This window comes from Burkholderia metallica, from assembly GCF_001718555.1.
GTDB lineage: Bacteria > Pseudomonadota > Gammaproteobacteria > Burkholderiales > Burkholderiaceae > Burkholderia > Burkholderia metallica.
The window spans coordinates 2720406-2746296 of the sequence record NZ_CP013403.1 but is presented as its reverse complement, the minus strand read 5'-3'; the positions used below and the strand labels follow the sequence as shown (position 1 = coordinate 2746296).

Sequence of the window (25891 nt, the reverse complement as noted above, 5' to 3'; positions counted from 1 at the left end):
GAGTCGCCAAAACGCTTTACGCATGCGGCTCGCGAGCGCGCGAGGGCAAGCGCCCGAATGGCTTCGTCGTTGCGCGAATGCCGGACGGTAACCGCGCCCGGGCCGGGAAGGAAGCCGGTCCGATATATTCATGCAGGAAGACCCCCGCAGAACGCCCCGGAATCGTCGCCTCGATGAAACGCTCCCATGTCGCTTTCGCCCTCACGGGCCTGCTCGTCGCGCTGCCGATCGTCGCGTATGCGCTCGTCAAGCCGCTGCGCGTCGTCGCGCCCGCGCTGCTTCCCGGCGTGTCGTGTCCGAGCGCCGACATCTGCACGGACGACGCCGCGAAGCTCGGCGACGCGCGGCAACTCTATCGCGACGGCTATGCGCGCGCGGCGGCGGCCGTCGGCGCTTTTCAGGAGGCGCCGCGCGTGGTGTTCTGCTCGACGCGCGCATGCGCGGATGCATTCGGTCTCGGCCAACGCGCGGCGCTGACGCTCGGGAATTTCGGCGTGGTCGTCGCGCCGCGCGGCTGGCAGACCTACTTTCTCGCGCACGAACTGATCCATCACCGCCAGGCGGAAGTGCTCGGCAACCTGGCCGTCGCAACGAAGCCGCGATGGCTGATCGAAGGGATGGCGTATTCGCTCAGCGGCGATCCGCGCCATCCGCTCGCGCAGCCGTTTGACGCGTGGCGCGCGCGTTTCGACGCGTGGCAGGCGACGCTGGGCGGGCAGCCGCTGTGGGAGGCCGCGCGGGCGGTCGAATAGCGCGGCGGCGCGTGGACGGGGCGGCCGCGCGCGCCGGGGCGCGATCGCGCGATTGCGCGATTGCGTGGTCGCGCGGTGACGCCTTTACGCCCGCTCGCCCCGATCGTCGCGTTCGACGACGAGTGTGTCCCGTCCCGCTGCGAGGATTTCGTCGGCCAGCGCGGGGTCGGTGCCGGCGATCGCGCGCGACAGCACGAGCGCGCCGACCATCTGGCTGAAGACGGCGATCGCATCGCGACGCGTCTGCGCCGGCGTCGCGCCTTCCACGGTCATCATCTGCGCCAGCCGATCGAGATACGTGGCGAGGCCGCGCGTATAGCACGAGCGTGCCGCATCGGTCAGTCGCGGCGCATCGCCCGCGAAACCCGACAGCGGGCAGCCGGCCTCGACGTTGTCGCGATGCGCGGCCGACAGGTATAGCGCCACCTGCGCGTCGAGACTGCCGGCGTTTGGCGAATCCGCGCGGTCCTGCATGGCCTTTTCCATCACCTCGGCGACCAGCGCGTCCTTCGACTTGAAGTGGTTGTAGAAGCCGCCCTGCGTGAAGCCGGCCTCCTTCATCAACTCCGTGAGCCCCACCGCGTCGACGCCGCGCACGCGGAACAGCCGCTCGGCGGCCGCGACGATCGCGCTCCGGTTCTCGGCAGCCTGCTGTCTTGAAACGCCCATCGATCCCTCCCTGATTTTGCCGATCGCGTCGATTGAAAAACACAATGTCGATCACCATTGACATGCGCGGACGGCGCGAACACAATGCACTGCAAAGACGATGGTGATCGACATTGACATATCGAGTGTAGCCGACTTGGCGGAGGACGCAAAGCCGCGGCGGCAACGGCGGATGGCGATCGGTCGGGGTCTTTGGCGCCGCAGGTCGCGGGCAGCGGGCTGCTCGCCGTCTGCCGGCGGCGCCACGGTTCGGTACGCAAGGGCAGCCTGGTTTTTCACCGGATCTCACGCGCGCGGCGAGCCGGCGCGCATGCGATTCATCATGCGAAAGGAATGAACATGAAGATCGAAGGTGCAGTCGTTTTCATCACCGGTGCGAACCGCGGGCTCGGGCTCGAATTCGCGAAGCAGGCGCTCGCGAGAGGGGCGCGCAAGGTCTATGCGGCGGCGCGCGATCCGGCCACCGTGACGCTGCCGGGCGTCGTGCCGGTGAAGCTCGACGTGACCGATCCGTCGGCCGTCGCCGCGGTGGCCGACGCGGCGCGCGACGTCACGCTGCTGATCAACAACGCGGGCATCGCACGGCTCGGCAGCCTCGTGGACGACGGCGCGCCCGACGCATTGCGCGCTCACTTCGAAACCAACGTGTTCGGGATGCTGTCGATGTCGCGCGCATTCGCAGGCACCCTCGCCGGCCACGGCGGCGGCGCGATCCTGAACATCCTGTCGGTTGCGAGCTGGGTGAACCGGCCGATCCTGTCGGGCTACGGCGTGTCGAAATCGGCCGCGTGGGCGCTGACCAACGGGCTGCGCCATTCGCTGCGCGAGCAGCGCACGCAGGTCGTCGGGCTGCACGCCGGCTTCATCGACACCGACCTGACGGCCGGCCTCGACGTGCCGAAGGCGACGCCGGCCGACGTCGTGAGCCAGGCGTACGACGCGATCGAAGCGGGAGAGGAGGAAGTGTCGACCGACGCGTTCACGCGGGAGGTGAAGGCCGCGCTGTCGTCGGGCGTCTATCTGGAGGAACCGGCGCCGCGTTGATGCCGCCGGGAACGGGCGTCCGCCGCCCGCCGCATGCGCAGCGCGCACGCGGCGGGCCGGGCCGTCAGGCCGTCGTGGTGTCGATGACGCCCGGGATCTTCACGTCCGGGTTCACGTCCGCGTCGTAGTCGACGCCGGCGATCTCGAAGCCGAACAGGCGCAGGAAGTCGGTCTTGTAGCCGGCGAAGTCGGTCATCTCGTACAGGTTGTCGTTCGTGACGTGATCCCACATCGCGACGACCTTCTGCTGGACCTGCGGGTCGAGTTCCTTGTAGTCCGCGCGCAGACGGCCTTCTTCGTCGACGTGCGGCGTCGCGCCGTACAGGCTGTCCTTGAAGAGCCCGTAGACCTGCTCGATGCAGCCTTCGTGCGTCCCGCCTTCCTTCATCACCTTGAACAGCAGCGACAGGTACAGCGGCATCATCGGGATCGCCGAGCTCGCCTGCGTGACGACGGCCTTCAGCACCGACACGCGCGCGTCGCCGCCATGCGCGGCCAGCTTGTCGCGAATCGACAGCACCTTCTTGTCGAGATCCTTCTTCGCTTCGCCGATCGTCCCGTTCCAGTAGATGTCGTGCGTGATCTGTTCGCCGAGATACGTGAACGCGGTGGTCTTCGCGCCGTCGGCCAGCACGCCGGCTTCGGCGAGCGCGTCGATCCACATCTGCCAGTCCTCGCCCCCCATCACCGTGACCGTGCCGTCGATCTCTTCCTGCGTCGCCGCATCGAGCGACACTTCGCGGATCACTTCCTTGTCGGTGTCGAGGCCGCGGAACGTGACCGACTTGCCGATCGGCTTGAGCGTCGAGCTGACGGTTTCGCCCGTCGTCGGGAGCGTGCGGCGCGGTGCCGCGAGGCTGTAGACCACGAGATCGACCTTGCCGAGATCCTGCTTGATGGTGTCGATCGTGACCTGCTTCACGTGGTCGGAGAACGCGTCGCCATTGATGCTGCGCGCATAGCGACCCTTTTCCTTCGCGAACTTCTCGAACGCGGCGCTGTTGTACCAGCCGGCCGTGCCCGGCTTCGTTTCGCTGCCCGCGCGCTCGAAGAACACGCCGAGCGTGTCGGCGTCCGAGCCGAAGGCGGCCGAGATCCGGGCGGCGAGGCCGTAGCCGGTCGACGCGCCGATCACGAGCACCTTTTTCGGGCCGTTGGCGATCGGGCCGTGCGAAGTCACGTAGTCGATCTGTTCCTTGACGTTGGCTTCGCAGCCGACCGGATGAGTCGTCACGCAGATGAAGCCACGCACGCGCGGTTTGATGATCATGGAAACCTCTAGTCAGAAAGGCGGAGACGGCCTGAAATCGGAAAAATCCCGCGCATTGTAATGGAAGCGGGCGGGCGCGGCCGGAACCCGGCGGTCTCCGGTTATTTCTCTCTTGACAGAAATAACTGAAATGAATAAATTTCCCGACATGGAACTCACACCGATTGCCGAACGATTCATTCTCCACTGGGGCGAAATGGGCTCGCGGTGGGGCGTCAACCGCACCGTCTCGCAGATTCACGCGCTGCTCTATCTGGCCGGCCGGCCGGTCGCGGCCGACGAGATCGCCGAGACGCTCAACGTCGCGCGCTCCAACGTCAGCACCAGCCTGAAGGAGCTGCAGGCGTGGCGGCTGGCGAAGGTCGTGCACGTGCTGGGCGACCGCCGCGACCACTTCGAGACGTCGACCGACATCTGGGAACTGTTCAAGCTGATCGTGGAAGGGCGGCGTCAGCGCGAGATCGAGCCGACGCTCACGGTGCTGCGCGACTGCCTGACGAGCCCGGAGATCGCGAACGAGAGCCGCGAGACCGAGCAGCGCATTCGCGACACGCTGCAGTTCGTCGAGACGCTCACGACCTGGTCGGACGAGATGCTGCGGCTCAAGCCCGATACGCTGATGAAGGCGCTCGGCATCGGCGCGAAGATCAGCCAGACGGTCAGGCGCAAGCCGTCGAAGTAAGCGGGACGCGCAGTGCGGGCAGACAGCCCGCTTTTTTCGGGGTTTTTATTTCTGTCTGTACAGAAATAACTGTAAATAGAGGATGAAAATGAACACCGCCTTGCCGCCGACCCGCCTGCCTGGCCGCACCGGCGCGCGCAGCACGACCATCCTCGTGTGCGGCGCGAACGGCTTCATCGGGCGCGCGCTGTGCGCGCGGCTCGAAGCCGACGGGCATCGCGTGCTGCGCGGCGTGCGTCACGCCGAGTGCCCGCGCGACGTCGCGATCGACTTCGCGAAGGACGTCGATCCCGACGTGTGGCTCGCGCGGCTCGCGGGCGTCGACGTGGTGATCAATACGGTCGGCATCCTCGCCGATCGGCGCGGCGCGACCCTCGACGCCGTGCATCGCGCCGCGCCCTGCGCGCTCTTCACCGCGTGCTGCCGTGTCGGCGTGCGGCGCGTGATCCAGATCTCGGCGCTCGGCGTCGAGCGCGGCGATACGCGCTACTTCGCCAGCAAGCACGCCGCCGACAGCTTCCTGCAGACGCTGCCGATCGACTTCCGGATCGTGCGGCCCGCGCTCGTCTACGGCACGGACGGCGCGTCCGCGCGGTTGTTCCGGATGCTCGCGAGCCTGCCCGTGCACGTGCTGCCGGCGGGCGGCCAGCAGCGGCTGCGCCCCGTGCACGTCGACGATCTCGCCGAAGTCGTCGCGCGCTGCGTCGATGCGCGGGCGGCCGGCCGCCCGGTGATCGAGGTCGTCGGCCGCGACGAAGTCGAATACCGCGAGATGCTGGCCCGCTACCGCGCCGCGCTGGGGTTCCCGCCGGCCGCCCGCGTGACGCTCGCGGGCCCGCTGGCCGGCGCGGCGGCCGCGCTGCTCGGTATGTTGCCGGGCGCGATGTTCACGCGCGACACGTGGGCCATGCTGCGCGGCGGGAACACCGGCGATCCGGCCGCCGTCACGGCGATGCTCGGCCGCGCGCCGCGCGGGATCGACGGCTTCATCGGCGCGCAGGCCGCCGCGCTGCGTCACGAGGCGCTCGCGATGTGGCGCGGCCCGCTGCTGCGCGGCGCGCTCGCGATCGTGTGGATCTGGACGGCCATCGCCAGCGCGTTCATCCATCCGCTGCACGCGAGCCTCGCGCTGCTCGCGCCCGCGCACCTGACCGGGCTGCCTGCGCTGATCGCGCTGTATGCGGCCAGCGCGCTGGACTTCGCGTTCGGCATCGCGACCGTCGTCGCGCCGTCGCGCCGCCTGTGGGTCGCGCAAGCGGTGCTGATCGTCGCGTATTCGGCGGTCATCGCGGTCACGATGCCCGGCCTGCTCGCCGAACCGTTCGGCCCCGTGCTTAAGAACGTCCCGATTCTCGCGATCCTGTTGATCCTTTTTTCAGAAGAAGAACGCACATGAACACCTATCTCGTCGTCAAGGCGCTTCACATCCTGTCCTCGGTGCTGCTGGTCGGCACGGGGTTCGGCACCGCGTTCTACCTGTTCTTCGCGAACCGCACGCGCTCGGTGCCCGCGATCGCGGCCGTGTCGCGGCTCGTGGTGCGCGCGGACTGGTGGTTCACGACGCCGGCCGTGATCTTTCAACCGGCGTCCGGGCTCTGGCTCGCGCATACGGCCGGCTGGCCGTGGCATACGCCGTGGCTCGTCGCGTCGGTCGTGCTGTATGCGATTGCCGGTGCATGCTGGCTGCCGGTGGTATGGCTGCAGATCGAACTGGCCGCGATGGCGAAGCGCGCGCACGCGAACGGCGCTGCCGCGCTGCCGCAGCGGTACTGGCGCTATGCGAAGCGCTGGGAGTTGCTCGGCTATCCGGCGTTCTTCGCGATGCTGAGCGTCTACTTCCTGATGGTGCTCAAGCCGATGTGAGCGCGCCGCCGCCGCGCGGGAGCGGCGATGCGGCGATGCGGTGTTCGAGCGGGCTGTCGTTCGATTCATGATGCGTGCGACAACAAGAAGGAGTGCGAATCATGAGTTCAAGGGAACTGGTGCTGTACTTCGACGGACGATGTCCGTTATGCATGGCGCAGATCAAGCGTCTCAAGGTGCGCGACGCACAACAGCGGCTGGCGTTCGTCGATATCGCCGAGCCGGGCTTCGATCCCGCGCCGCTGGGTATCGACCTGCCCGCGCTGAACCGCGAGATGCACGCGCGCCTGCCCGATGGACGCATGCTGACCGGCGTGGACGGCATCCTGGCCGCCCATGCGCTGACCGGGCGCCGCTGGCTCGCCCGTCTGCTTCGCGTGCCGGTCGTGCGTGACGCACTTGCGCCGCTGTATCGATGCCTCGCGCGCAACCGCCACGCCGTTTCGCGCCGGCTCGGCTATCGGATTGAAGCGCCGTGCGACGAGGTGGCGTGCGGTAGCGGCCGTGCCGCCGAAACCGCGGCGGATCATCCGTCGGGAGACGCGGCGCGCCGCATCGTGGTTGCGTGGATGTACGGCGCCGCGATCGCGCACCTGCTCGTCGGCGTGGTCGTGCCATGGGTTGCCGGTGCGCGCTGGCTCGACGCGTATCACCGCGTCGTCGAGCTGCATTTCTGGGCGGGAACGGGACCCGGCGCCGCACGCGCCCAGCAGATCTGGTGGATGTCGCTGATCGGCGCGACGGTGCAATGCGCGGCGGTCTGGATGCTGGCGCTCGTCCATCTCGGCAGCCGGCTGCGCCGCCGCGAAGTGTGGGGATGGCTGCTGGCCGGCCTGCTGATCTGGGCGCCGCAGGACCTGCTGCTTTCGATGCAGGCCCATGTGGCGGGCCACGTGGCGATCGACGCGGCGGCACTCGTCGCGATGGTGCCGCCGCTCGTCTGGCTGTGGAGGAGGGACACCGAATGAACACCTTGCCTGCTTTCGACTGGGCGCTCAATCTGCTGATCATGCAGGGCGCGATGGGTGCAATCGATACGCTCTATCACCACGAACTCACGCAGGATCTGCCGCACAGCCCGCGCGCGCGGCTCGAGCTGGCGATTCACGCGGTGCGTTCCGTGCTTTACGGTTTCGTGTTCGCATCGATCGCGCACGTCGCGTTTCACGGGGCATGGGTCGTGGCCGTCGCGGCGGTGGTGGTCGTCGAGGTCGGGCTGACGTTGTGGGATTTCGTCGTCGAGGACCGGAGCCGCAAGTTGCCGGCGACCGAGCGCGTGCTGCACACGCTGCTGGCCGTCAACGGCGGCGCGCTGTTCGGGATGATCGCGATGCAACTGGCCGCGTGGGCGCACGAGCCGACCGCGCTGCAGATGCGCGATCCCGGCTGGCGCGGCTGGGTGTTGAGCCTGTTTGCCGTCGGCGTGGCGGTATCGGGTATCCGCGACGGGATCGCGGCCTGCCGGATCGCCTGTCGCGCGCCGGCTGCCAATCCGTTCGCGGGACAGCCGCCGGGGAACGTGTTCGTGACCGGCGGGACCGGCTTCATCGGCGAAACGCTCGTGAACCAGCTGCTCGATGCGGGTCATGCGGTCACGTTGCTGGCGCGCGATCCGCTGCGCGCGGCCTACCTGTTTCGCGGCCGCGTGCGCAGCGTGACGTCCGTCGAACAGCTGCGGCCGCACGAGCGTTTCGACACGGTCATCAATCTCGCGGGTGCGCCGGTGCTGGGCGCGCGCTGGAGCAAGCGCCGCCAGGCGTTGCTGCTCGCCAGCCGGGTCGGTGTCACGGAATCGCTGATGCGCTGGGTCGAGACCGCCGAGGTCAAGCCGCGCACGTGGATTCAGGCTTCGGCGATCGGCTACTACGGTGTGCGTCCCGCCGACGAGCGGCTCGACGAGCGCAGCAGCGCGGGCACCGGCTTCATGTCGGCGCTGTGTCGGCAGTGGGAGCAGTCCGCGCAACCGCTGGAGCGTCACGGCGTGCGCACGGTCGTGCTGAGGCTGGGCGTCGTGTTCGGCCCCGGCGGCGCGTTGCGCCCGATGCTGCTGCCGCATTACTTCGGGATGGGCGGCCGATTCGGCGACGGCGCGCAGGTGATGAGCTGGATCCACCGCGACGACGTGCTGCGCATCGTCGCACGTGCGATTGGGCACCCGGACATGCGCGGCGTCTACAACGCGGTCGCACCCGCGCCGCTGACGCAGCGCGAATTCGTGCAGGTCGTGTCGAAGGTGCTGCGGCGTCCGGCCTGGCTGCACGTGCCGGCCGCGCCGCTGCGCGTTGCGCTGGGCGAGATGGCCGGGCTGCTGGTGGACGGGCAGCGGGTGATGCCGGCGCGGCTGCATCAGGACGGATTCATGTTCCGGTTCCCGACGGCCGAACCCGCGCTGCGTGACCTGACGAATCGGCCGCACGCGGATTTTCCGCGCACGGCCTGTCGTTTGCCCCGAGGTCGTGTATAAATTCGGCGTGACCGCGTTCGGGACGTGTCGTGCGTCCCGGGCGCTCCGCATCCGACCTCACAAGGAGACAGCATGCTGCGCATCCTCGGCAAGATTCCTTCCATCAACGTCCGCAAGGTGCTGTGGCTGTGCACCGAACTGAACCTGCCGTTCGAACAGGAAGACTGGGGCGCGGGCTTTCGTACGACCAACGATCCGGCCTATCTCGCGCTGAATCCGAACGGGCTCGTGCCGGTCATCAAGGACGACGATTTCGTGCTCTGGGAGTCGAACACGATCATCCGCTACCTCGCGAACCGCTATGGCGGCGACGCGCTCTATCCGGCCGAGCCGCACGCGCGCGCGCGGGTCGATCAATGGATCGACTGGCAGGGCGCCGACCTTAACCGCTCATGGGTCGGCGCGTTCCTCGGCCTCGTGCGCAAATCGCCCGATCATCAGGATCCGGCCGGCATCGCGCAGTCGATCGCGGGCTGGACGAAGCACATGCAGGTGCTGAATGCGCACCTCGAAGCGACCGGTGCATACGTGGCCGGCAACCGCTTCACGCTCGCGGACATTCCGATCGGCCTGTCGGTGAACCGCTGGTTCGGCACGCCGTTCGAGCATCCGGATTTCCCGGCGGTGTCGCGCTATATCGAGCGACTCGCGACGCGCGAAGGCTTCCAGAAGTACGCCGGCAGCGCGAACCCGTGATGCGTGCCGGATGATGCATGACGCGGCGGCGCGGCAAGCCCCGCCGCGTCATGGCCGGCATAGAGGGCCCGCGAGCCCGATGTCGGCGTTCACGCGCCGGGCGCCGGCACCGCGTCGAGCACGCGTGCGAGAAACGCCTCGTGATTCCACGCGGATTCCGGCCGCGACAGCCCGAGCCGCACGACCACCAGTTGACGGCTCGGCACCACGCTCACGAACTGGCCTTCATGGCCGACCGCATGAAACGCGTCGGCCGGCATCGCGACCGCATGCGGATCGCGATCGTTGAACGGTTCCGGCACCTTGACCCACAGCTGCGCGCCGTACTCCTGGCGCGACGATTGCGGCGTCGGCCGCGTCAGGTAGCGCACCCAGCCTTCCGGCAGCAGGCGCTGCCCGTCCCACACGCCGTCCTGCAGCAGCAACTGCCCGAAGCGCGCCCAGTCGCGCGCACTTGCGTACAGGTACGACGGACTGACGAGCGTGCCGGACGCATCGGGCTCGAACACCGCGCTGCGCATCCCGAGCGGCGCGAACAGCGTGCGGCGCGGAAACGCAAGATAGTCGGCCTCGCTGCCGCCCAGCGCTTCGCGCATCACGCGCGCGACGATCGCACTCGTGCCGCTCGAGTATGCCCACTGCGTGCCGGGTGTCGCGGCGAGCGGCTTCGCGGACGCGAAGCGCGCGGTATCAGGGTGCGCATACAGCATCAACACGACGTCGGACAGCGGGTCGTCGTAGTCTTCGTTGAATTGCAGGCCGCTCGTCATCCGCAGCAGCTCGTCGAGCGTGATCGCCGCGCGCGGATCGCCGTTGCCGCGCCATTCGGGCAGCAGCGCGGACGCATCGGGCGTCAGCTTGTGCTGCGCGACGAGCGCGCCGACCAGCGCGGCCGTCACGGTCTTCGTCATCGACCAGCCGGGCAGCGGCATGTCGGCCGTGAAGCCGGGCGCGTAGCGCTCGGCGATCACCTGGCCGCGCCACGTCACGACCACCGCGCGCGTGCGCCGCGGCCGTGCCGGATCGGGCTCGTCGAACGCGCGGTCGAGTGCGGTCCGCAGCTTCTGCGCGTCAATGCCGGCGGGCGGCACGGCCGGCGCAGGTTGCGCGGGCGGCGAATCGGGAAACGGCGGCAACGCGGCGGGCAAAGCGGCCGGTCGTGCGGCCGCGGCCGCGGCAGAGCCGGGCGACGGCCCGATCGCGAGCGTGCAGCCGAGCCCGGGCCGGAAGTCGGCTTCGCGCTCGGCGAAGCCTGCGAACGTCGCCGTCGCGCGATGATGGTCGGGATCGATCGACGGGCGCACCAGTTTCAGCAGCGGATGCACGCCGGCCATGATGTCGACGTCGATCACGGACGCCGCCGGGCGGCCCGATACGTACACGCCCGAACACAGCGCCTTCGCCGCATAGCCGGTCGCGATCGGCGCGAGCCGGGACAGCATGTAGCCCGTATAGCCGATCGCGGCGACGGCCGCGAGCGCGACGCCGCGCAGGATCAGCTTCTTGAAGGGGATCGTCATGCGCGAGCGTCCTCGGTGGTATGCCGGCAGGCAGCGATCAGGCAGTGTCGCAGGTTCCGGCGATGCGTTGCAATCGCGGCGGCGTGACGCGCGAGGGCGGCCCGGCAGCGGCCGGTGCGCGACGCGTCGTGCATTCCGCGTTCCGCGTAACGATTCGGCCACCATCGCACGGTGAACGAGTTGGCATCGGTCCCGCCGTCGGCCGATAATCGTCCGGCATCGCTTGCCCACTCTCCCAGTCCAACCGTTATCGGAAAACGCCATGTCCTACGACAACAACAACCCGTTCGCCAAAATCCTGCGCGGCGAACTGCCGTGCGTGAAGGTCGCGGAAGACGACGCGACCCTCGCGATCATGGACCTGATGCCGCAGGCCGACGGCCACGTGCTCGTGATTCCGAAGGAGCCGGCCGCGCAGATCTTCGAGCTGTCCGGCGACGCCGCCGCGGCAGGCATCCGCATGACGCAGCGCGTCGCCGCGGCGGTGCGCGCGGCGCTCGAGCCGGACGGCGTGTTCATCGGCCAGTTCAACGGCGCGGCAGCCGGCCAGACCGTTCCGCACGTGCACTTCCACGTGATCCCGCGCTGGGAAGGCGCCGAGTTGCGCATGCATGCGCGCGAGATCGCCGATGCGGCGACGCTCGAAGCGCTCGCGCAGCGCATTCGCGCGCGCTTCGTGTAACGCGCCGGTCGCGTGCGGCGTGGTCCGGCCACGCACGCCGCAACGGTCGGCCGCCGCGCCGTCGACTGTTTCAGCGGTCATGCGAGGTAACACGTGTAACCGCCGGCGAAACTCGGCCCGGCCCACCCGGCGCTAGACTCGGCGCATTGTTTCATCGAGCGACAGGAAGGGCGGATCGCCTCTTCGTGCCGGCCGCCGCAGCACGCGGCGGCGCGGCCTTCGCGAGGTGCCATTCGACTTTCGCGCCGGGAATCGAGCCATGTCCAGACTTCTCATCACGCTTGCCCTGATCGGCGGCCTGTCCGGCTGCTACGTCGCGCCGCCGTACGGCTACGCGCCAGCGCCGGCCTACTACGGCTATGCGCCGGCGTATTACGCGCCGCCCGTCAGCGTCGGGATCGGCGGCAACTTCCGCATCCGCTGATCCGGCACCGCGCGCATCGGGCGCTGGCCACGTCGGACCGGCGCGCCGCGTTGCGCCGGACGTTCATCGCGGATTCGCTTGCCGCATGACGGCGGTGGGCGGCGCAGCGTGCGGGCGGTTCCTATACTTCCCAGGAAAACGCATTCCGCGTCCGGTGAGGCAGTCATGACAGTCACCCGAAAGGTCGCCGTCCTGTCGGGCATTTCCACGCTCGTCTATCTGGGGCTCGCCGTGCTCGGCAGCGGCGGGTTCGCGGCGTTCTTTTCGCATCCGCCGCTGACCGTCCTCGTCGTCGCGACGTTCGCGATGGCCGTCGCCGCGATGTTCACCGAAGGCAACCTGAGCAGCGGCGAGCGCGAGAACCGCGACAACCGCTGGGTGCTCGCCGCGTTTGCGGTGAGCGGCTTCCTGCTCGCTTACCTGCCTGCGCTGACCGACCGGCTCGATGTCTGGACCTTCGGCGGCGACGCGGTGCGCTGGACCGGCGTCGCGCTGTACGTCGCGGGCGGCGTGCTGCGCATCTGGCCCGTATTCGTGCTCGGCAAGCGCTTCAGCGGGCTCGTTGCGATCCAGCCGGGCCATACGCTCGTGACCGACGGCATCTATCGGCGCATCCGCAATCCGAGCTATCTCGGCCTGATCGTCAATTCGGTCGGCTGGGCGCTCGCGTTCCGCTCGGGCGTCGGCCTGCTGCTGGTCGTGCTGACGATGGTGCCGCTCGTCGCGCGAATCCGCTCCGAGGAAGCGCTGCTGCGTGCGCAATTCGGCGCCGAATACGACGCATATTGCGCGCGGACCTGGCGGCTGCTTCCCGGCGTGTACTGACCCTTTCGTTTGTTTCCCGCTCGTTGCTGTCGCGGCTCGCCCACGATCCGTTCCCGATGTGTTGCCACGTGTGTCGCAAACGGGAGACGCCGCGCCCGGCCGCCTCTCTGTCCGGCCCAGCCTGACCATCGTCGAAGCCAATACCGGCGCGGGTTTGCGGGCATTCCGGCGCGTAGGTTCGAGCTTGCGTATTCGTAAACAACTTGTTACCAGAATGTCGACAGCAAGGATGCGGGACCGGTGCTATTCTTCGCCGCAAGCTCAATGAAATGAATTGGTCCGCGGTTCGGCACAATGCCTTATCCGACGTCGATCGATTCAGATCGTCGTACCGAGCGGACCTTCAATAACCAGATTGCGAACAAGGAAGAATACGGGAATGTGGAAGAAAATCGCCCCCGCTCTCGTCGTCGCCGCGCTGACCGGCACGACTGCTCTGCCGGCTCTGGCAGGTGACATGAACAACGCGCTTGGCGGCGCGCTCGGCGGGGTAGCCGGCGCAGCGGTCGGCGGTGCGCTCGGCGGCAGCACGGGCTCGGTGATCGGCGGCGCCATCGGCGGCGGCGCGGGCGGCGCGGTGACGTCGAACCGTCGCGAGCGCACCGGTGCCATCATCGGCGGCGCGCTCGGCGGCGGTGCGGGTACCGCGGCCGGCAACGCGATGGGCGGCCGCACGGGCGGCCTGCTGGGTGCGGCCGTCGGCGGCGGCGCCGGCGCGGCGCTCGGCGGCAACATGTCGCGCAGCTCGTACGAGCGCGACCACGGCGGCGGCTATCGCCACCGCAAGCATCGCCACCATCGCGACTGGGACTGATCGCCGCGGGCGCGGCACGGTGCGCGAATGGCGCACCGGCGCGCCGACGGCGTCGGTACCCGACGCGAAATTCGGCCCGGCGGCCTGCCGGGCCGCCATCGCCGGCCAGACCGGCGATTTTTTTCGGCTTCGACAGCCACTGCCGGATGCCCGGATCGACGGGCCGGCACGTTTCCCGCCTCGCTGTATTTCTCCGTTTTCCGACTCCATCCTCCATCGTCACTCGCGACCGAATGCGTCCACGTAGGTCGATCTCATGCGCGTTCCCCGTTCGATGTTCGTTGGCCCGGTTCGGCCCGGCCGGACGGCGGCACATGATCGACGGGGTGCGGCTTGCTGCCGTGCGCGATGCGTCGCTCGCCAATTCGTATCACCGGACGTATCGCGACGACCCGCATGGCCGTAGCTTCTCGCCGGCACGCGTCGAGCGTTCCGGAACGCATATGCATTGCCCGTACCGTCAGGATTTCCCTGATAGCCAGGCCAACGTGCCGGGCTTCCTTACCGCCTGTCGCGGCTGCCCGATGGTAGTGGGAAATCGAATGAAATCCATCGCAACATTTAATTGGTCGATTGCGAACCACTTCGCTATCGTCGGCGATGCTCGCGTACGGTATCGCACCGTGCCGCTGGCCGCGCCTCGCCGCATGGATCGCGAGCGCCACGGCCCGGTCGCCGGCCCCACAACCATGGGCCGCCGCGTCCGCTGAACCGGACGAACCCGTCGCGAAGCCTGGCCGACCGAACGAAGGCGCGTGCGCCTTCAAGCCACCCCGGCAACGATATCCTGCCGCCGCATGCGTGCCTCACGCGCGTGCATGCCGCCCGATGCCGTTGGCGCCCGGGGCCGGACCAACCCATTGCCTGGATGCACTATGTCTAAGACAACGTATTACGCGCCGCATGGCGGCCACCCGCCGCAGACCGATCTGCTGACGGATCGCGCGATGTTCACCGAGGCGTACGCGGTGATCCCGAAGGGTGTGATGCGCGACATCGTCACGAGCTGGCTGCCGTTCTGGACGAACACGCGCCTGTGGGTGATCGCTCGCCCGCTGTCGGGTTTCGCCGAAACCTTCTCGCAGTACATCGTCGAAGTGAACCCGGGCGGCGGCAGCGACAAGCCCGAGCAGGACAAGAACGCCGAAGCCGTGCTGTTCGTCGTCGAAGGCGAAGCCGAGCTGACGCTGCAGGGCACGAAGCACGTGCTGAAGCCGGGCGGCTACGCGTTCATTCCGCCGGGCGCGGACTGGACGCTGCACAACGTCAGCGATGCCGCGGTGCGTTTCCACTGGGTACGCAAGCACTACCAGGCCGTCGACGGCATTCCGCTGCCGGAAGCGTTCGTGACCAACGAGCAGGACGTCGAGCCGATCCCGATGCCGGGCACCAACGGCGCATGGGTGACGACGCGCTTCGTCGACATGAGCGACATGCGTCACGACATGCACGTGAACATCGTGACGTTCGAGCCGGGCGGCGTGATTCCGTTCGCCGAAACGCACGTGATGGAGCACGGGCTGTACGTGCTCGAAGGCAAGGCGGTGTATCGGCTGAATCAGGACTGGGTCGAGGTGGAGGCGGGCGACTTCATGTGGCTGCGCGCATTCTGCCCGCAGGCATGCTATTCGGGTGGGCCTGGGCGCTTCCGTTACCTGCTTTACAAAGACGTGAACCGTCACATGAACCTGTTGCTGAATCCGGCGCGATAAGCGTCGTTCGAGCAGTTGGATGTGAGAAAGCCCGCCGGCGAATGTCGGCGGGCTTTTTTTCGGACTATTCGTGGGTCGATGGGGGTGTCGCTTGCCGACCGAGGCTGTGTGCAAGCACGTTACTCGGCGTCGGCGGGCGCAGATCCGTGCCGCATTTTGCGAAACGAGCAAGAGGTAGCCTCACTTGACCTCGACTGTCTTCGCGTGCGTGCGGCTTGCCATGAAGTGCACACGAGGCGATTCGACGATGCGGTCTGCTTTCGATACCCTGTGCCGGCTTCGATCAGTCCACCGATATCAGATCGATATCGATCCGATATAATTCGGAATACATATCTAGTGCTGCATTCGCACAGCAACGGAAGCGTCGCTTCTCACCCCTTCTCTAGATTTTCACCGAACGGCTATCCTGCGGTTTCCTGCGAAGATAAAGCGCTTGAGCGATCAGCCCCAGAACGAGCGCGACGAGGAGCGCGGCCTGGGCACCGAGAAGCAGTGGCGACTTCGGATCGCTGACCAGCGGATGTCCGTCGGGCACACGCTTCAGTATTTCGGTAACCGTGGGAACCATCAGCACGAACGCCGTCAACGTCAGACAGAACGTTTCCAGGTAGAGACCGGCTCGACCGGGCAGCGGCAGATACGCAACGCCATATCCAGCCAGTAACAGCACGACGGCTCCGACGCCGATGACGTAGCCGATACCTTGATGCGCTATGGCGAACACGGTCAGAGAACCAATCAACATGGTGACGAAGTACACCTTCCCGGCAACGGACCGCGGAACGATCCTGCCGTAACGCGCGAACATGTACACGGCCATGGGGATCGCGGGTAGACTTCCGAGAGTATGTATCCAGCCGAGCGGCGAAATTCCAAACATGGTTCCAGTCCTTTGCTTGCGTGATTTCGTTGGTTGTCGACGCTCACTTTAGGCTCACGAAACCCGAATTGACATGACTGAACCTGGGAAAAACTTGACCATTTTTCCGGATCGGGCGCTTGCTGGTCTGGCCAACGGCGATCTCCTGTCTCAGGTTCTTGCACGTATGCGCATGACAGGCGACCGCGTCTTTACGTCGATGCTGCAGCCATTCGCGCAGTTGGACATGTCCGCGCGGGCGGCGCACGCGTACGCAGTCATGGAAGGCGTGGTGCAAATTGCCGACGATGAGGCAGACACTTCCGAGATTCGAGCCGGCGAGCTGCTCCTGTTGCCGCGCGGCCCCGACGGCCTGCGCATTTCCGCCCTGGACCAACCGGCGAACGTCGTCGTCTGCCACTTCTGGTTTGATCCGGCGAGCCAGCCGGAACTGCTTCTGACGTTACCCGTCATGATCCACCTTCGCCAGCCGGAGACATTCGACTGGCTGCCGCACATCATGCAGTTTCTTCTGCATGAAGCGGACAATGACGACGCGGGATCGGCGTTGATGGTCTCCCGCATGATCGATCTCGTGGTGGTGCGTGCGCTGCGTGCCTGGGTTCATCACGGTCATGCATCGAACTGGTTAGGCGGATTGGCAGACAAGCGCATTGCCCGCGCCTTGAAGGCAATCCATGAGCAGTCGCCACGTAGTTTGACAATCGATAGTCTCGCTTCCGTCGCGGGCATGTCCCGCTCCAACTTTTGCGAACGTTTCAATGCGCTCGTCGGCAAGTCTCCGCTGCGTTACCGCAACGAATGGCGCCTGAGCGTCGCCCGGGACATGCTGACCAAAGGTGACGCGCGCGTGGGCGACGTTGGAAGGTCGGTCGGATACGAGTCGGAGGCCGCTTTCAGTCGTGCCTACAAGGCCTACTTCGGCCATGCACCTCGAGAAGCGAAGCCCTCTGTCACGCCCGCTGAATGACGGCGCTGCCCACGACGCGATGCGGTCGCTTCGCGCCGTCGAGCTGCCTGCAAAAAATTTCGCTGGCGCGTCATTTTCATGCCGCTCCGGTCATTGCGAGACTTTCGCGATCCGAATAGCGGGCTCATCAGCCAGCTAGTTGTAGCGCGACTCGATCCTCCTTCCCGATCCGCTTGATCGTGGCGATCCCCGATACGCGGATCGCCACCCATCCAGGATTCGTTGTCGAGCGCCACGAACCGGCCGACAGCCGTCGGTCATCCTCGCGTTACTTGGAAGTTTGCAACGAACTTGTTTTCACGGGCGACGCGTACTGCTACAGGCCGAGCGCAGTCGCCGCCTGCGTCGCGACCTGCAGCCGCGTATCGGGCAGCAGCCCGTCTTCGATCAGCCACACCGCCGACAATCCCGACCACGCGAGAATCCACTGCAGCAGCCGGCGGCGGTCGAGCTGCGCCGCGTCGGCCACGATCGTGACACGCCGTTCGAAGCGCACCGGATCGACCGCAATATCGTGCGTCGGATTGCAGAACAGGTTCGCGTAGTCGAACGCACGCTCGCCGCGCAGCCCCTTCGGATCGATTGCCCGCCATCCGCGTTCGCCGAAATGGAGAATGTTGCCGTGATGGATGTCGCCGTGCAGGACGACTTCGTCACCCGCCGGCGCGGCCAGCAATTGGCGTGCGACCGTCGCGGAGCGGCGCAGCACGTCGTTGCCTGAAGCATCCGACAACAGTGAATGGAACCAGTCGTGCAGCGGCACGACCTCCGGCGGCTCCGTCGGCGCCGGCGCACGATACGCATGCAGCCGCGCGACGACATCACACGCAATGCGTATCGCATCGTCGTCGTGCCCCGATGCCGAAAAGCCGGCCAGCGTCGGCGCCGGCTGCGCCCGTTCGAGCAGGATCGCGTCGCCGTCGCGCTGCCACACCTGCGCGGTGCCGTGCCCGTTCCACCACGCGATCAACGCATTGCCACGCCGTTCTTCGTCGCAGGTCGCGACCTTCAACATCGCGGGCCGGCCCTGCCAGACGACCGGCAACAGGCCGCCGCTCGCGGTCAGGATCGGGCCGCCGTCGGAAACGAGGCCCCACAGGCCGAGGTATCGATCGAACATCACACGATGCTACCGCCGAACCGGCCCGCGTGCAGCGCGGTTTGCCCAACGGTGCGTCACGCGGCCGCAGGTACGACATGAACGGCCGCAACGCGCTTCCCTAAATAAAATTTAGCCTGCCAAACTTTGGCTAAAGAATGTTCCGGTTTCGCGCTATCCCTTCGACAATGCGCGCCTTTCGTGACCGCTCGGTGCCGCTCGCGCACCCGTCGTCACAGCATCGAAGAAGGAGCCCGACATGACCGACCACCCCGCATCCCCTCCGCCGCCGGCCGCGCCGCCGCCGCGCCGCCGCCGTGTGTGGCGCACGCTCGCGGGCGCGCTGCTCGGCCTGACGCTCGCGTGCGCGGGCATCGGCGCGTGGACGATCCAGCGGATCTGGACGCAGTTGCCGTCCGTCGAGCACCTCGCCGTCTATCGTCCCGCGCTGCCGCTGCGGATCTTTTCGCGCGACGGCGACCTGCTGGCCGAATACGGTGTCGAGCGGCGCGAGTTCGTGCCGCTCGAACGCATCCCGCCGCTGATGCGGCAGGCGCTGCTCGCGGCCGAGGACGCGAAGTTCTACCAGCACGGCGCGGTCGATTTCGCCGGCCTCGCGCGCGCGACGTTCGCGAACGTCGTGACCGGGCAGCCGGGGCAGGGCGGCAGCACGATCACGATGCAGGTCGCGCGCAACTTCTACCTGACGCGCGACAAGGTGCTGAGCCGCAAGCTCGCCGAGATCCTGATGGCGACCAAGCTCGAACGCGAATACAGCAAGGACAAGCTGCTCGAGCTGTACATGAACGAAATTTATCTTGGCGAGCGCGCGTACGGTTTTGCAGCAGCCGCGAACGTGTATTTCGGCAAACCGCTCGACGCGCTGAGCGCGGGGGAGGCGGCCGTGCTCGCGGGGCTGCCGAAGGCGCCGTCCGCGTTCAACCCGGTCGTCAATCCGGCACGCGCGACCGCGCGGCGCAACTACGTGCTCGGCCGCATGCATGCGCTCGGCCAGCTCGACGATGCCGCGTATCGCGCGGCGGTCGATGCGCCGATCGCGCTGGCGACCACGCCGCCGCCCGGGATCATCGCGGCGCCGTACGTCGCCGAGCGCGCGCGCCGGATGATGGTCGAGCGCTTTCACGACGACGCCTACACGCTCGGCCTCGACGTGACGACGACGATTTCGATGCGCGACCAGCGTGCGGCCGAGGCGTCGCTCGAACGTACGCTGAGCCGCCAGTCGCGCGCGAAGCGCGATGCGCGCAACGGGCTCGAAGGCGCGTTGGTGTCGCTCGACGCGGCAACGGGCGACATGCTCGCGCTCGTCGGCGGCGCGGATTTCAACCGCAACGTGTTCGACCATGCGCTGCAGGCGTATCGCCAGCCCGGGTCAAGCTTCAAGCCGTTCGTCTATTCGGCGGCGCTGGAAAAGGGCTACTTCCCGGGCGTGCTCGTCGACGATACGCAGCGCACGCTCACCCATGCGGAAACCGGCGCGCGGCCGTGGCGCCCGCGCAATTTCGCCAACAACTACGAGGGGTTCATCCCGGTTCGGCGCGGGCTCGTGCGCTCGAAGAACCTCGTCGCGGTCAGCTTGATGCAGGCCACCGACGCGCGCTACGTGCAGCAGCACGCGGTGCACTTCGGCTTCGACGCGCAGCGCAATCCGGCGTCGCTGCCGCTCGCGCTCGGCGCGGGCGCCGTGACGCCGCTCGAACTGGCGAGCGCGTACAGCGTATTCGCGAACCGCGGCACGCGGATGGAGCCGCGCCTGATCCTGTCGGTGAAGCAGCGTCACGGCGGCGCGATGTACGAAGCGACGGCGCCGGCCGGCGAGCGCGTCGTGTCGGTGCGCAACGCGTTCGTGATGGACAGCATGCTGCGCGACGTCGTGAAGTCCGGCACCGCGCGCGGTGCGCTCGCGCTGCGCCGCGACGATGCGGCCGGCAAGACGGGCACGTCGAACGGATCGAAGGACGTGTGGTTCGCCGGCTATTCGTCGGGCATCGTCGCGGTCGCGTGGCTCGGCTACGACACGCCGCATCCGATGGGGCGCGCGACCGGCGCGACGCTCGCGCTGCCGGTCTGGCTCGACTACATGAAGACGGCCGTCGACGGGCGTACGCCGGTCGAGGCAACGCCGCCGCAGGACGTCGCGCTCGTCGACGGCGACTTCGTGTACGCCGAATACACGCGCGGCACGTGCACGGCCGACGTGCCGTCGTATATTCGCAGCCGCTTCGCATGCGGCGGCGCGGCGACGGCGACCGATGCGCCCGCCGCACCGGGCGACAACGGCAAGCCGGCCGAGCCGATGCCCGCCGCGGTCGATGCGGCCGAGCGCGAGCGCGTGCTCGACCTGTTCCGGACGGATGACTGACGCGCGCCATGCATACGCTCTATCTGATTGCGATCGTCGCGGAAGCGATGTCGGGGGCGCTGATGGGCATGCGTCGCGGGATGGACCGCTTCGGCCTCGCGCTCGTCGGCGCGGTGACGGCGCTCGGCGGCGGCACCGTGCGCGACGTGCTGCTCGGCCACTATCCGCTCGGCTGGATCGCGCATCCCGAATACCTGGTGATCACGCTCGTCGCGGCGACCGTCGCGTCGTGGGTCGCACGGCATGTCGCGCGGATGAAGACGCTGTTCGTCACCGTCGACGCGATCGGCCTCGCGGCGTTTACGATCATCGGCTGCGACATCGGCGCGTCGACGGGCACCGCGCCGATCATCGTCGTGCTGGCCGGCGCGATCACGGGCGTCTGCGGCGGGATGCTGCGCGACCTGCTGTGCAACGAGATGCCGCTGATCTTGCGCGAGGAACTGTACGCGAGCGTCGCGTTCGTCACGGGCGCGCTCTACGTCGGGATGCAGTATCTCGGCATCGATGCGGCCGTCGCGACGGTCGTCGCGCTGGCGTGCGGCTTCTCGATGCGGATGCTCGCCGTGCGGCTCGGATGGAAGATGCGGACCTTCGGCGCGGCCGACCTCGAGCATTGAGCGCTCGCGTCGCGCCGGCAGTCAATCCTGCTTCATGACCTGAAAGACGTTGCCTTCCGGATCGATGCCGTCGTACATCCGGTACGGGAAGCCGTCGTAGCGCTTGAGATCGCGCACGGTCACGCCGTCGCGCGCGAGCCGGGCCCGATGCGCGTCGATATCGGCGTCGATCGCGAACACGAGCTTCACGTTGCTCGTGTGTGCCGTCGTGCTCGCGGAAGCGGGGGCGTGGCGGGATGCCGGGCCGGCGCGATGCAGCGCCAGTTCGATCGCGCCGGCGTCGAGCACGACCCATTCGCCGTCGATTTCCTCGATGACGGGAAGATCGAAGTAGCGCCGATAGAACGCCTTCAGCAACGCGGCTTCCCGGACGTACAGGAGGATGCGGGTCATCGGAAGCGGCACGTGAATCCCCTGGAGCGGAATGCGCGAAGTGCGAATGACGGGATGTGAAAACCGTTTTCGTCGGGCAGGCAGGAGCAGGCAGGACGTCGAGCGACGCATCGCGCATGCGTCACGCGCCCGCGCTACGCAGGCACCATCACCGGCGGCGCACCATCGCCGGTATCGACCATCTTCACCGCGAAGCCGTAGCACTGCGCGATATGGGCGGGCGTCATCACGTCGCGCGGCCTGCCGTGCGCGACGATCGTGCCGTCGGCGAGCATCGCGATCGTATCCGCGTGCCGGGCGGCGAGATTCGGATCGTGGACGATCGCGAGCACGCCGAGCTGCCATTCGCGCGCGACCGCGCGCACTGTGTCGAGCAGACGATGCTGGTGCGCGAGGTCGAGCGCGGCGGTGGGCTCGTCGAGCAGCAGATAGCGCGGGCCGTTGTCCGGTGCATCGTCGTCCGGCCACAGCTGCGCGAGCACACGGGCGAACTGCACACGGGCGAGTTCGCCGCCCGACAGCGTCGTCACGTCGCGGCCGACGAGCGCATCGGCGCCCGCGCGTTCGAGCGCGCGCCACGCGATGTCGCGATCGCGGTGCGCGATCACGTGCCGCGCACCGCTGCGCCGCGCGTGCGGATAGCGGCCGAGCAGCACGATTTCGTCGACGCTGAACGGGAACGCCGGCTGCGCGGCCTGCGGCAGCACCGCGCGCAGGCAGGCGAGCCGCGGCGCGTCGATGCGCGCGAGCGGTTCGCCGTTCAGCGTGACGTCGCCGCTCATGCGCACGCCGTTCGGCGCGCCGCCGCCGGTCAGTTCGCCGGCGAACGTCTTCAGCAGCGTGCTCTTGCCCGCGCCGTTGCGGCCGAGCAGCGCGGTCACGCGGCCCGGTTCGATCGACAGCGTCAGGTTGCGCAGGATCGTAGTGTGTCGGCGGGCGACGTCGAGGTGATGAGCGGTCAGCATGGTCGTCGTGACGAAAAGGTTAGCCGCCGAGTGCGCCGCGGCTCTTCCACAGCAGCGCGAGGAAAAACGGCGCGCCGAGCAGCGCGGTCAGCACGCCGAGCGGAATCTCGGCGGGCGCAGCAACAGTACGCGCGGCGAGATCGGCGGCAAGCGTCAGCAGCGCGCCGAGCAGCGCGGCGCCGGGCAGCACGATGCGCTGGTCGGGGCCGCACGCGAGGCGCACGCAGTGCGGCGCCACGAGCCCGATGAAGCCGATGATGCCCGCGCACGACACGAGCGCACCGACCGCGAGCGCGACCGCGACGAGCACGCGCCGCTTCAGTCGCTGCACGGGCACGCCGAGATGCAGCGCCTCGGTTTCGCCGAGCTGCAACGCATTCAGCGCGTCGCGTTCGCGCGCGAGCAGCACGCAGCCGATCGCGACACACGGCGCGACGGCCGCCAGCGCGGACCATTGCGCGCCGCCGAGACTGCCGAGGCTCCAGAAGGTCAGCGAGCGCAACTGCGCGTCGTCGGCGACGAACGTGAGCAGCCCGATCGCCGCGCCGACCAGCGCGTTGATCGCGATGCCGGCGAGCAGCAGCAGCGGCAGCGCGAGCCGGCCGCGTGACGCGGCAAGCCGGTAGACGAGCGCCGCGACCGCGAGCGCGCCCCCGAATGCGGCGACGGGCAATGCGGCTGCGCTCACGTGCGCGGCAAAGAGCGCGGGGCCGAGCACGATCGTCGTCGTCGCGCCGAGCGCGGCGCCGCTCGACACGCCGACGAGCCCCGGGTCGGCGAGCGGATTGCGGAACAGCGCCTGCATCGCGGCGCCGGTCGCACCGAAGCCGCCGCCCACCAGCAACGCGAGCGCGACGCGCGGCGCGCGAATATCGAACAGCACCGCGCGCGCCTGCTGCGCGGCCGCGTCGCCGGTCAGCGCGGCCCACGCTTGCGCGAGCGGAATGCGGTACGCGCCGACGCACAGCGCGGCGACGGACATCGCGCCGACGAGCACGGCGAGCGCGGCCAGCGCGAACGGGGCGAGGCGGCGCGACGTGCCGATGCGCGCGGCGCCGGAGCGCGACGCGGACGACGATGCGGGAAAAGGCGAGGCGTGAGCGGGCATCGGGGTGGTCCGGAATCAGGCGAGCGCATCCGACAGGCGTCGGTGCAGGGTCGTGACGGCGAGCGGCAGGCGCGGGCCGAAGCCGAGCAGGAACAATGCGTCGAGCGATACGACGCGCTGCGCGCGGCCGGCCGGCGTCGCGCCGAAGCCGGGCGTGGCCAGCAGCGCGGCGCGGCCGCCGACGGCCGCGAGCCCTTCGTCGGAGATCAGCACGACGTCGGGCGCGGCGGCTGCCAGCGCCTCGGTCGTCAGCGGCTTGTAGTGATCGAAACCCTGCATCGCGTTGCGCGCGCCCGCGTAGCGGATCATCGCGTCGGCGGCCGTGCGCTGGCCGGCGACGAGCGCCTGGTTGCCGGTGTGGTTCAGCACGAACAGCACGCGCGGCGGCTGCGCGCCGCCGGGCGCGCGGGCGGCGACCGCGTCGCGCGCGGCCTGCCAGTCGCGGTCGAAGCGCTGCAGCAGCGCAGCGCCCGCATCGCGCATGTCGAGCGCCTGCGCGACGCCGGTGATCTTCGCGCGCACCGATTCGACGTCGTGGCGCTCGTCGAACGTCGTCACCGCGACGCCGGCGCGCTTGACCTGCGCGATCGCAGTGGGCGGGCCGGCTTCCGCCGACGCGAGCACGAGATCGGGCCGCAACGACAACAGCCCCTCGGCCGACAGCGCGCGCTGGTAGCCGACTTTCGGCAGCCGCTTCGCGGCGTCGGGGTACGTGCAGGTCGTGTCGGCGCCGACGAGCCGGTAGCGCGGCGTCTCGGCACCGCCGAGCGCGAACGCGGTTTCGGCAAGCGCGCCGCCGATCACGACCACGCGTTTCGGCGCGGCCTGCGCGAGCACGCTACCGGGCAGCGCGCCCGCGAGCGCGCCGGCCGCCGCGCCCGCCAGCATCGCGCGGCGGCGCGGATCGAACGATCGCGCGCTCACCGTGCGCCTCCGCGTGCGGCGGCCGGCAGCGTCGCGACGAGCGCGCGCCAGTCGTCGCGCTCGACCTTGCCGGGCTTGCGCTCGCCGAACAGCAGCGCGACGTGGTCGCCCTGCCGGTCAAACAGTTCGAGCGACGTGACGATGCCGTCGTTGGTCGGCTTCTTCACGACCCACGCGGCGGCGATGAGATCCTCGCGCACGTGCAGGTTGAAGCCCGGATCGAGCACGTTGATCCACGCACCGACCTCGCGCACGTTCGCGACGGGGCCCGTATGGATCTGGATCATCCCCGCGTTGCCGACGAACACCATGATCGGCTGGCCGCTCTGCGCAGCCTGTTCGAGCACGTGACGCAGCGCACGCGCGGTTTCGACCGGATACGCATACTGCGGATCGGCGAGCCGCAGCGCCTGCATGCGGCTCACGCCGAAGCGCCGGGTGATGCCGAAGAACTGATGCGTGTCGGTCATGGCGTCCCACGCGGCGCGAAAGCCCGCGACGTCGATCTCGGTATCGGCGCGCTCGGGCGTTTTCGGCGCGGCGGGCGCGATCTCGAGGCCCGGCTCCTGCGACGGCGCGCGCCAGCGTTCGACGAACGCGTCGTACGCGGCGTGGTCGCTGTGCGCGCGCAGATAGACCTTGTGGATCGCGTGGCCCTGTGCGTCGAAGAACTGCAGGCTCTTCAGCGGGCCGTGCGCGGTTTCGTCGCGCACCGCGAACGCCGACACCCAGTGGCGATAGAAGATGCGCAGGTCGATATCGCCGAGCGCGAGGCCGACGGGGCCGTCGTGGCTCATCTGCGCATATTCGCCGTCCTTTTCGTGAACGGCCGTGTCGTTGCGCGTCAGCGCCATCACGCGGCCGAGGCGCGGCATTTCCTCGAACATCGCCGGAAAGCGCGCGTCGAGGCGCACGACATGCTCGCCGACGAACGCGGCGAGCGCTTCGCCTTCGCTGACGCCGAGCGCCTGCGCGACGTCGCGGTTGCGCAGCTGGCGCTCGGTCTTGAGCTTGATGAACGCGTCGCGCAATGCGGCGGCTGCGCGGGCCGGCGTGGCCGGTTGACCGGGAAGGGCGGATTGCATCATGTCGGACTCCTTCAAGAATCGGTTGGGGTGGTTGCGCGGGC

General features: G+C 68.4%; 27 protein-coding genes. 17 read left to right on the top strand and 10 right to left on the bottom strand.

Annotation, left to right across the window (positions count from 1 at the left end):
• Nucleotides 1-173 precede the first annotated feature (173 nt).
• Nucleotides 174-752 (top strand): hypothetical protein, encoded by a 579-nt coding sequence (locus WJ16_RS31665; RefSeq protein WP_069260885.1) that lies wholly within the window; start codon nt 174-176, stop codon nt 750-752.
• A gap of 84 nt (nt 753-836) precedes the next feature.
• On the opposite strand, the gene WJ16_RS31660 is transcribed toward WJ16_RS31665, so the two are convergent.
• Nucleotides 837-1421 (bottom strand): TetR/AcrR family transcriptional regulator, encoded by a 585-nt coding sequence (locus WJ16_RS31660; RefSeq protein ID WP_069260884.1) that lies wholly within the window; start codon nt 1419-1421, stop codon nt 837-839.
• Nucleotides 1422-1760: 339 nt separating this feature from the next.
• On the opposite strand from WJ16_RS31660, the gene WJ16_RS31655 reads away from it, so the two are divergent.
• Complete coding sequence (locus WJ16_RS31655) at nt 1761-2465, top strand: SDR family oxidoreductase (protein WP_069261249.1); 705 nt, start codon at nt 1761-1763, stop codon at nt 2463-2465.
• Nucleotides 2466-2529: 64 nt separating this feature from the next.
• Here the strand turns inward: WJ16_RS31655 and fabV are convergent, their stop codons facing one another.
• Nucleotides 2530-3735 (bottom strand): enoyl-ACP reductase FabV, encoded by a 1206-nt coding sequence (gene fabV, locus WJ16_RS31650; RefSeq protein WP_069260883.1) that lies wholly within the window; start codon nt 3733-3735, stop codon nt 2530-2532.
• 148 nt (nt 3736-3883) lie between these two features.
• Here fabV and WJ16_RS31645 point away from each other — a divergent pair, with 148 nt between their 5' ends.
• The 6 genes from WJ16_RS31645 to WJ16_RS31620 all read left to right on the top strand — a co-directional run bounded on the left by WJ16_RS31645 (nt 3884) and on the right by WJ16_RS31620 (nt 9440).
• Nucleotides 3884-4417 carry a GbsR/MarR family transcriptional regulator gene (locus tag WJ16_RS31645; RefSeq protein ID WP_011548968.1) on the top strand — a complete coding sequence of 178 codons (534 nt, stop codon included), beginning with the start codon at nt 3884-3886 and terminating at the stop codon, nt 4415-4417.
• A gap of 88 nt (nt 4418-4505) precedes the next feature.
• Nucleotides 4506-5813, top strand: coding sequence for an SDR family oxidoreductase (locus WJ16_RS31640; protein WP_069261248.1), 1308 nt, complete (start codon nt 4506-4508; stop codon nt 5811-5813).
• Entirely contained in the window at nt 5810-6280 is a 471-nt protein-coding gene (locus WJ16_RS31635; RefSeq protein WP_069260882.1) for a DUF2269 family protein, read from the top strand. The genes WJ16_RS31640 and WJ16_RS31635 overlap by 4 nt, the downstream gene beginning before the upstream one ends.
• A 101-nt stretch (nt 6281-6381) precedes the next feature.
• Nucleotides 6382-7248 carry a thiol-disulfide oxidoreductase DCC family protein gene (locus WJ16_RS31630; RefSeq protein ID WP_069260881.1) on the top strand — a complete coding sequence of 289 codons (867 nt, stop codon included), beginning with the start codon at nt 6382-6384 and terminating at the stop codon, nt 7246-7248.
• The gene (locus tag WJ16_RS31625) at nt 7245-8744 is read left to right on the top strand and encodes a TIGR01777 family oxidoreductase (RefSeq protein ID WP_069260880.1); all 1500 of its coding nucleotides are present in this window, start codon (nt 7245-7247) and stop codon (nt 8742-8744) included. The genes WJ16_RS31630 and WJ16_RS31625 overlap by 4 nt, the downstream gene beginning before the upstream one ends.
• Nucleotides 8745-8816: 72 nt before the next feature.
• Nucleotides 8817-9440 (top strand): glutathione S-transferase family protein, encoded by a 624-nt coding sequence (locus WJ16_RS31620; protein WP_069260879.1) that lies wholly within the window; start codon nt 8817-8819, stop codon nt 9438-9440.
• Nucleotides 9441-9529: 89 nt separating this feature from the next.
• Here the strand turns inward: WJ16_RS31620 and WJ16_RS31615 are convergent, their stop codons facing one another.
• Nucleotides 9530-10960: a serine hydrolase domain-containing protein gene (locus WJ16_RS31615; RefSeq protein WP_069260878.1), complete on the bottom strand. Its 1431-nt coding sequence runs from the start codon at nt 10958-10960 to the stop codon at nt 9530-9532.
• A gap of 262 nt (nt 10961-11222) precedes the next feature.
• Between WJ16_RS31615 and WJ16_RS31610 the strand changes: the two genes are divergently transcribed.
• The 6 genes from WJ16_RS31610 (at nt 11223) to WJ16_RS31595 (ending at nt 15417) form a co-directional block, all read left to right on the top strand.
• Entirely contained in the window at nt 11223-11642 is a 420-nt protein-coding gene (locus tag WJ16_RS31610) for an HIT family protein (RefSeq protein ID WP_043181059.1), read from the top strand.
• A gap of 259 nt (nt 11643-11901) precedes the next feature.
• Entirely contained in the window at nt 11902-12066 is a 165-nt protein-coding gene (locus WJ16_RS35405) for a hypothetical protein (RefSeq protein ID WP_162836114.1), read from the top strand.
• A gap of 165 nt (nt 12067-12231) precedes the next feature.
• On the top strand, nt 12232-12891 hold the full coding sequence (locus tag WJ16_RS31605; protein ID WP_069260877.1) for a methyltransferase family protein: 660 nt from the start codon (nt 12232-12234) through the stop codon (nt 12889-12891).
• 379 nt (nt 12892-13270) lie between these two features.
• Nucleotides 13271-13705, top strand: coding sequence for a hypothetical protein (locus WJ16_RS31600; RefSeq protein ID WP_069260876.1), 435 nt, complete (start codon nt 13271-13273; stop codon nt 13703-13705).
• Between the two features lie 314 nt (nt 13706-14019).
• Nucleotides 14020-14415 (top strand): hypothetical protein, encoded by a 396-nt coding sequence (locus tag WJ16_RS35185; protein WP_157126889.1) that lies wholly within the window; start codon nt 14020-14022, stop codon nt 14413-14415.
• Nucleotides 14416-14580: 165 nt separating this feature from the next.
• Nucleotides 14581-15417: a bifunctional allantoicase/(S)-ureidoglycine aminohydrolase gene (locus tag WJ16_RS31595; protein ID WP_039349877.1), complete on the top strand. Its 837-nt coding sequence runs from the start codon at nt 14581-14583 to the stop codon at nt 15415-15417.
• A gap of 385 nt (nt 15418-15802) precedes the next feature.
• Here the strand turns inward: WJ16_RS31595 and WJ16_RS31590 are convergent, their stop codons facing one another.
• A complete protein-coding gene (locus WJ16_RS31590; protein WP_335622442.1) occupies nt 15803-16240 on the bottom strand; it encodes a hypothetical protein in 438 nt (145 codons plus the stop codon).
• A gap of 133 nt (nt 16241-16373) precedes the next feature.
• On the opposite strand from WJ16_RS31590, the gene WJ16_RS31585 reads away from it, so the two are divergent.
• Nucleotides 16374-17270: a helix-turn-helix transcriptional regulator gene (locus WJ16_RS31585; protein ID WP_069260874.1), complete on the top strand. Its 897-nt coding sequence runs from the start codon at nt 16374-16376 to the stop codon at nt 17268-17270.
• A gap of 316 nt (nt 17271-17586) precedes the next feature.
• Here WJ16_RS31585 and WJ16_RS31580 read toward each other — a convergent pair whose 3' ends face one another.
• Complete coding sequence (locus WJ16_RS31580; protein ID WP_069260873.1) at nt 17587-18390, bottom strand: aminoglycoside phosphotransferase family protein; 804 nt, start codon at nt 18388-18390, stop codon at nt 17587-17589.
• Between the two features lie 238 nt (nt 18391-18628).
• Between WJ16_RS31580 and WJ16_RS31575 the strand changes: the two genes are divergently transcribed.
• Nucleotides 18629-20752 carry a penicillin-binding protein 1A gene (locus tag WJ16_RS31575; RefSeq protein ID WP_069260872.1) on the top strand — a complete coding sequence of 708 codons (2124 nt, stop codon included), beginning with the start codon at nt 18629-18631 and terminating at the stop codon, nt 20750-20752.
• A gap of 8 nt (nt 20753-20760) precedes the next feature.
• Complete coding sequence (locus WJ16_RS31570; RefSeq protein WP_069260871.1) at nt 20761-21372, top strand: trimeric intracellular cation channel family protein; 612 nt, start codon at nt 20761-20763, stop codon at nt 21370-21372.
• Between the two features lie 21 nt (nt 21373-21393).
• On the opposite strand, the gene WJ16_RS31565 is transcribed toward WJ16_RS31570, so the two are convergent.
• The 5 genes from WJ16_RS31565 to WJ16_RS31545 all read right to left on the bottom strand — a co-directional run bounded on the left by WJ16_RS31565 (nt 21394) and on the right by WJ16_RS31545 (nt 25850).
• On the bottom strand, nt 21394-21777 hold the full coding sequence (locus WJ16_RS31565; RefSeq protein ID WP_069260870.1) for a VOC family protein: 384 nt from the start codon (nt 21775-21777) through the stop codon (nt 21394-21396).
• 122 nt (nt 21778-21899) lie between these two features.
• Nucleotides 21900-22730, bottom strand: a complete 831-nt coding sequence (locus tag WJ16_RS31560; protein WP_069260869.1) for a heme ABC transporter ATP-binding protein — start codon at nt 22728-22730, stop codon at nt 21900-21902.
• Nucleotides 22731-22749: 19 nt separating this feature from the next.
• Nucleotides 22750-23838 carry a FecCD family ABC transporter permease gene (locus WJ16_RS31555; RefSeq protein ID WP_069260868.1) on the bottom strand — a complete coding sequence of 363 codons (1089 nt, stop codon included), beginning with the start codon at nt 23836-23838 and terminating at the stop codon, nt 22750-22752.
• A 15-nt stretch (nt 23839-23853) separates the two neighbouring features.
• Nucleotides 23854-24726: a heme/hemin ABC transporter substrate-binding protein gene (locus WJ16_RS31550; RefSeq protein ID WP_157126901.1), complete on the bottom strand. Its 873-nt coding sequence runs from the start codon at nt 24724-24726 to the stop codon at nt 23854-23856.
• A gap of 32 nt (nt 24727-24758) precedes the next feature.
• Nucleotides 24759-25850, bottom strand: a complete 1092-nt coding sequence (locus WJ16_RS31545; RefSeq protein ID WP_069260866.1) for a hemin-degrading factor — start codon at nt 25848-25850, stop codon at nt 24759-24761.
• Between the last annotated feature and the right edge of the window lie 41 nt (nt 25851-25891).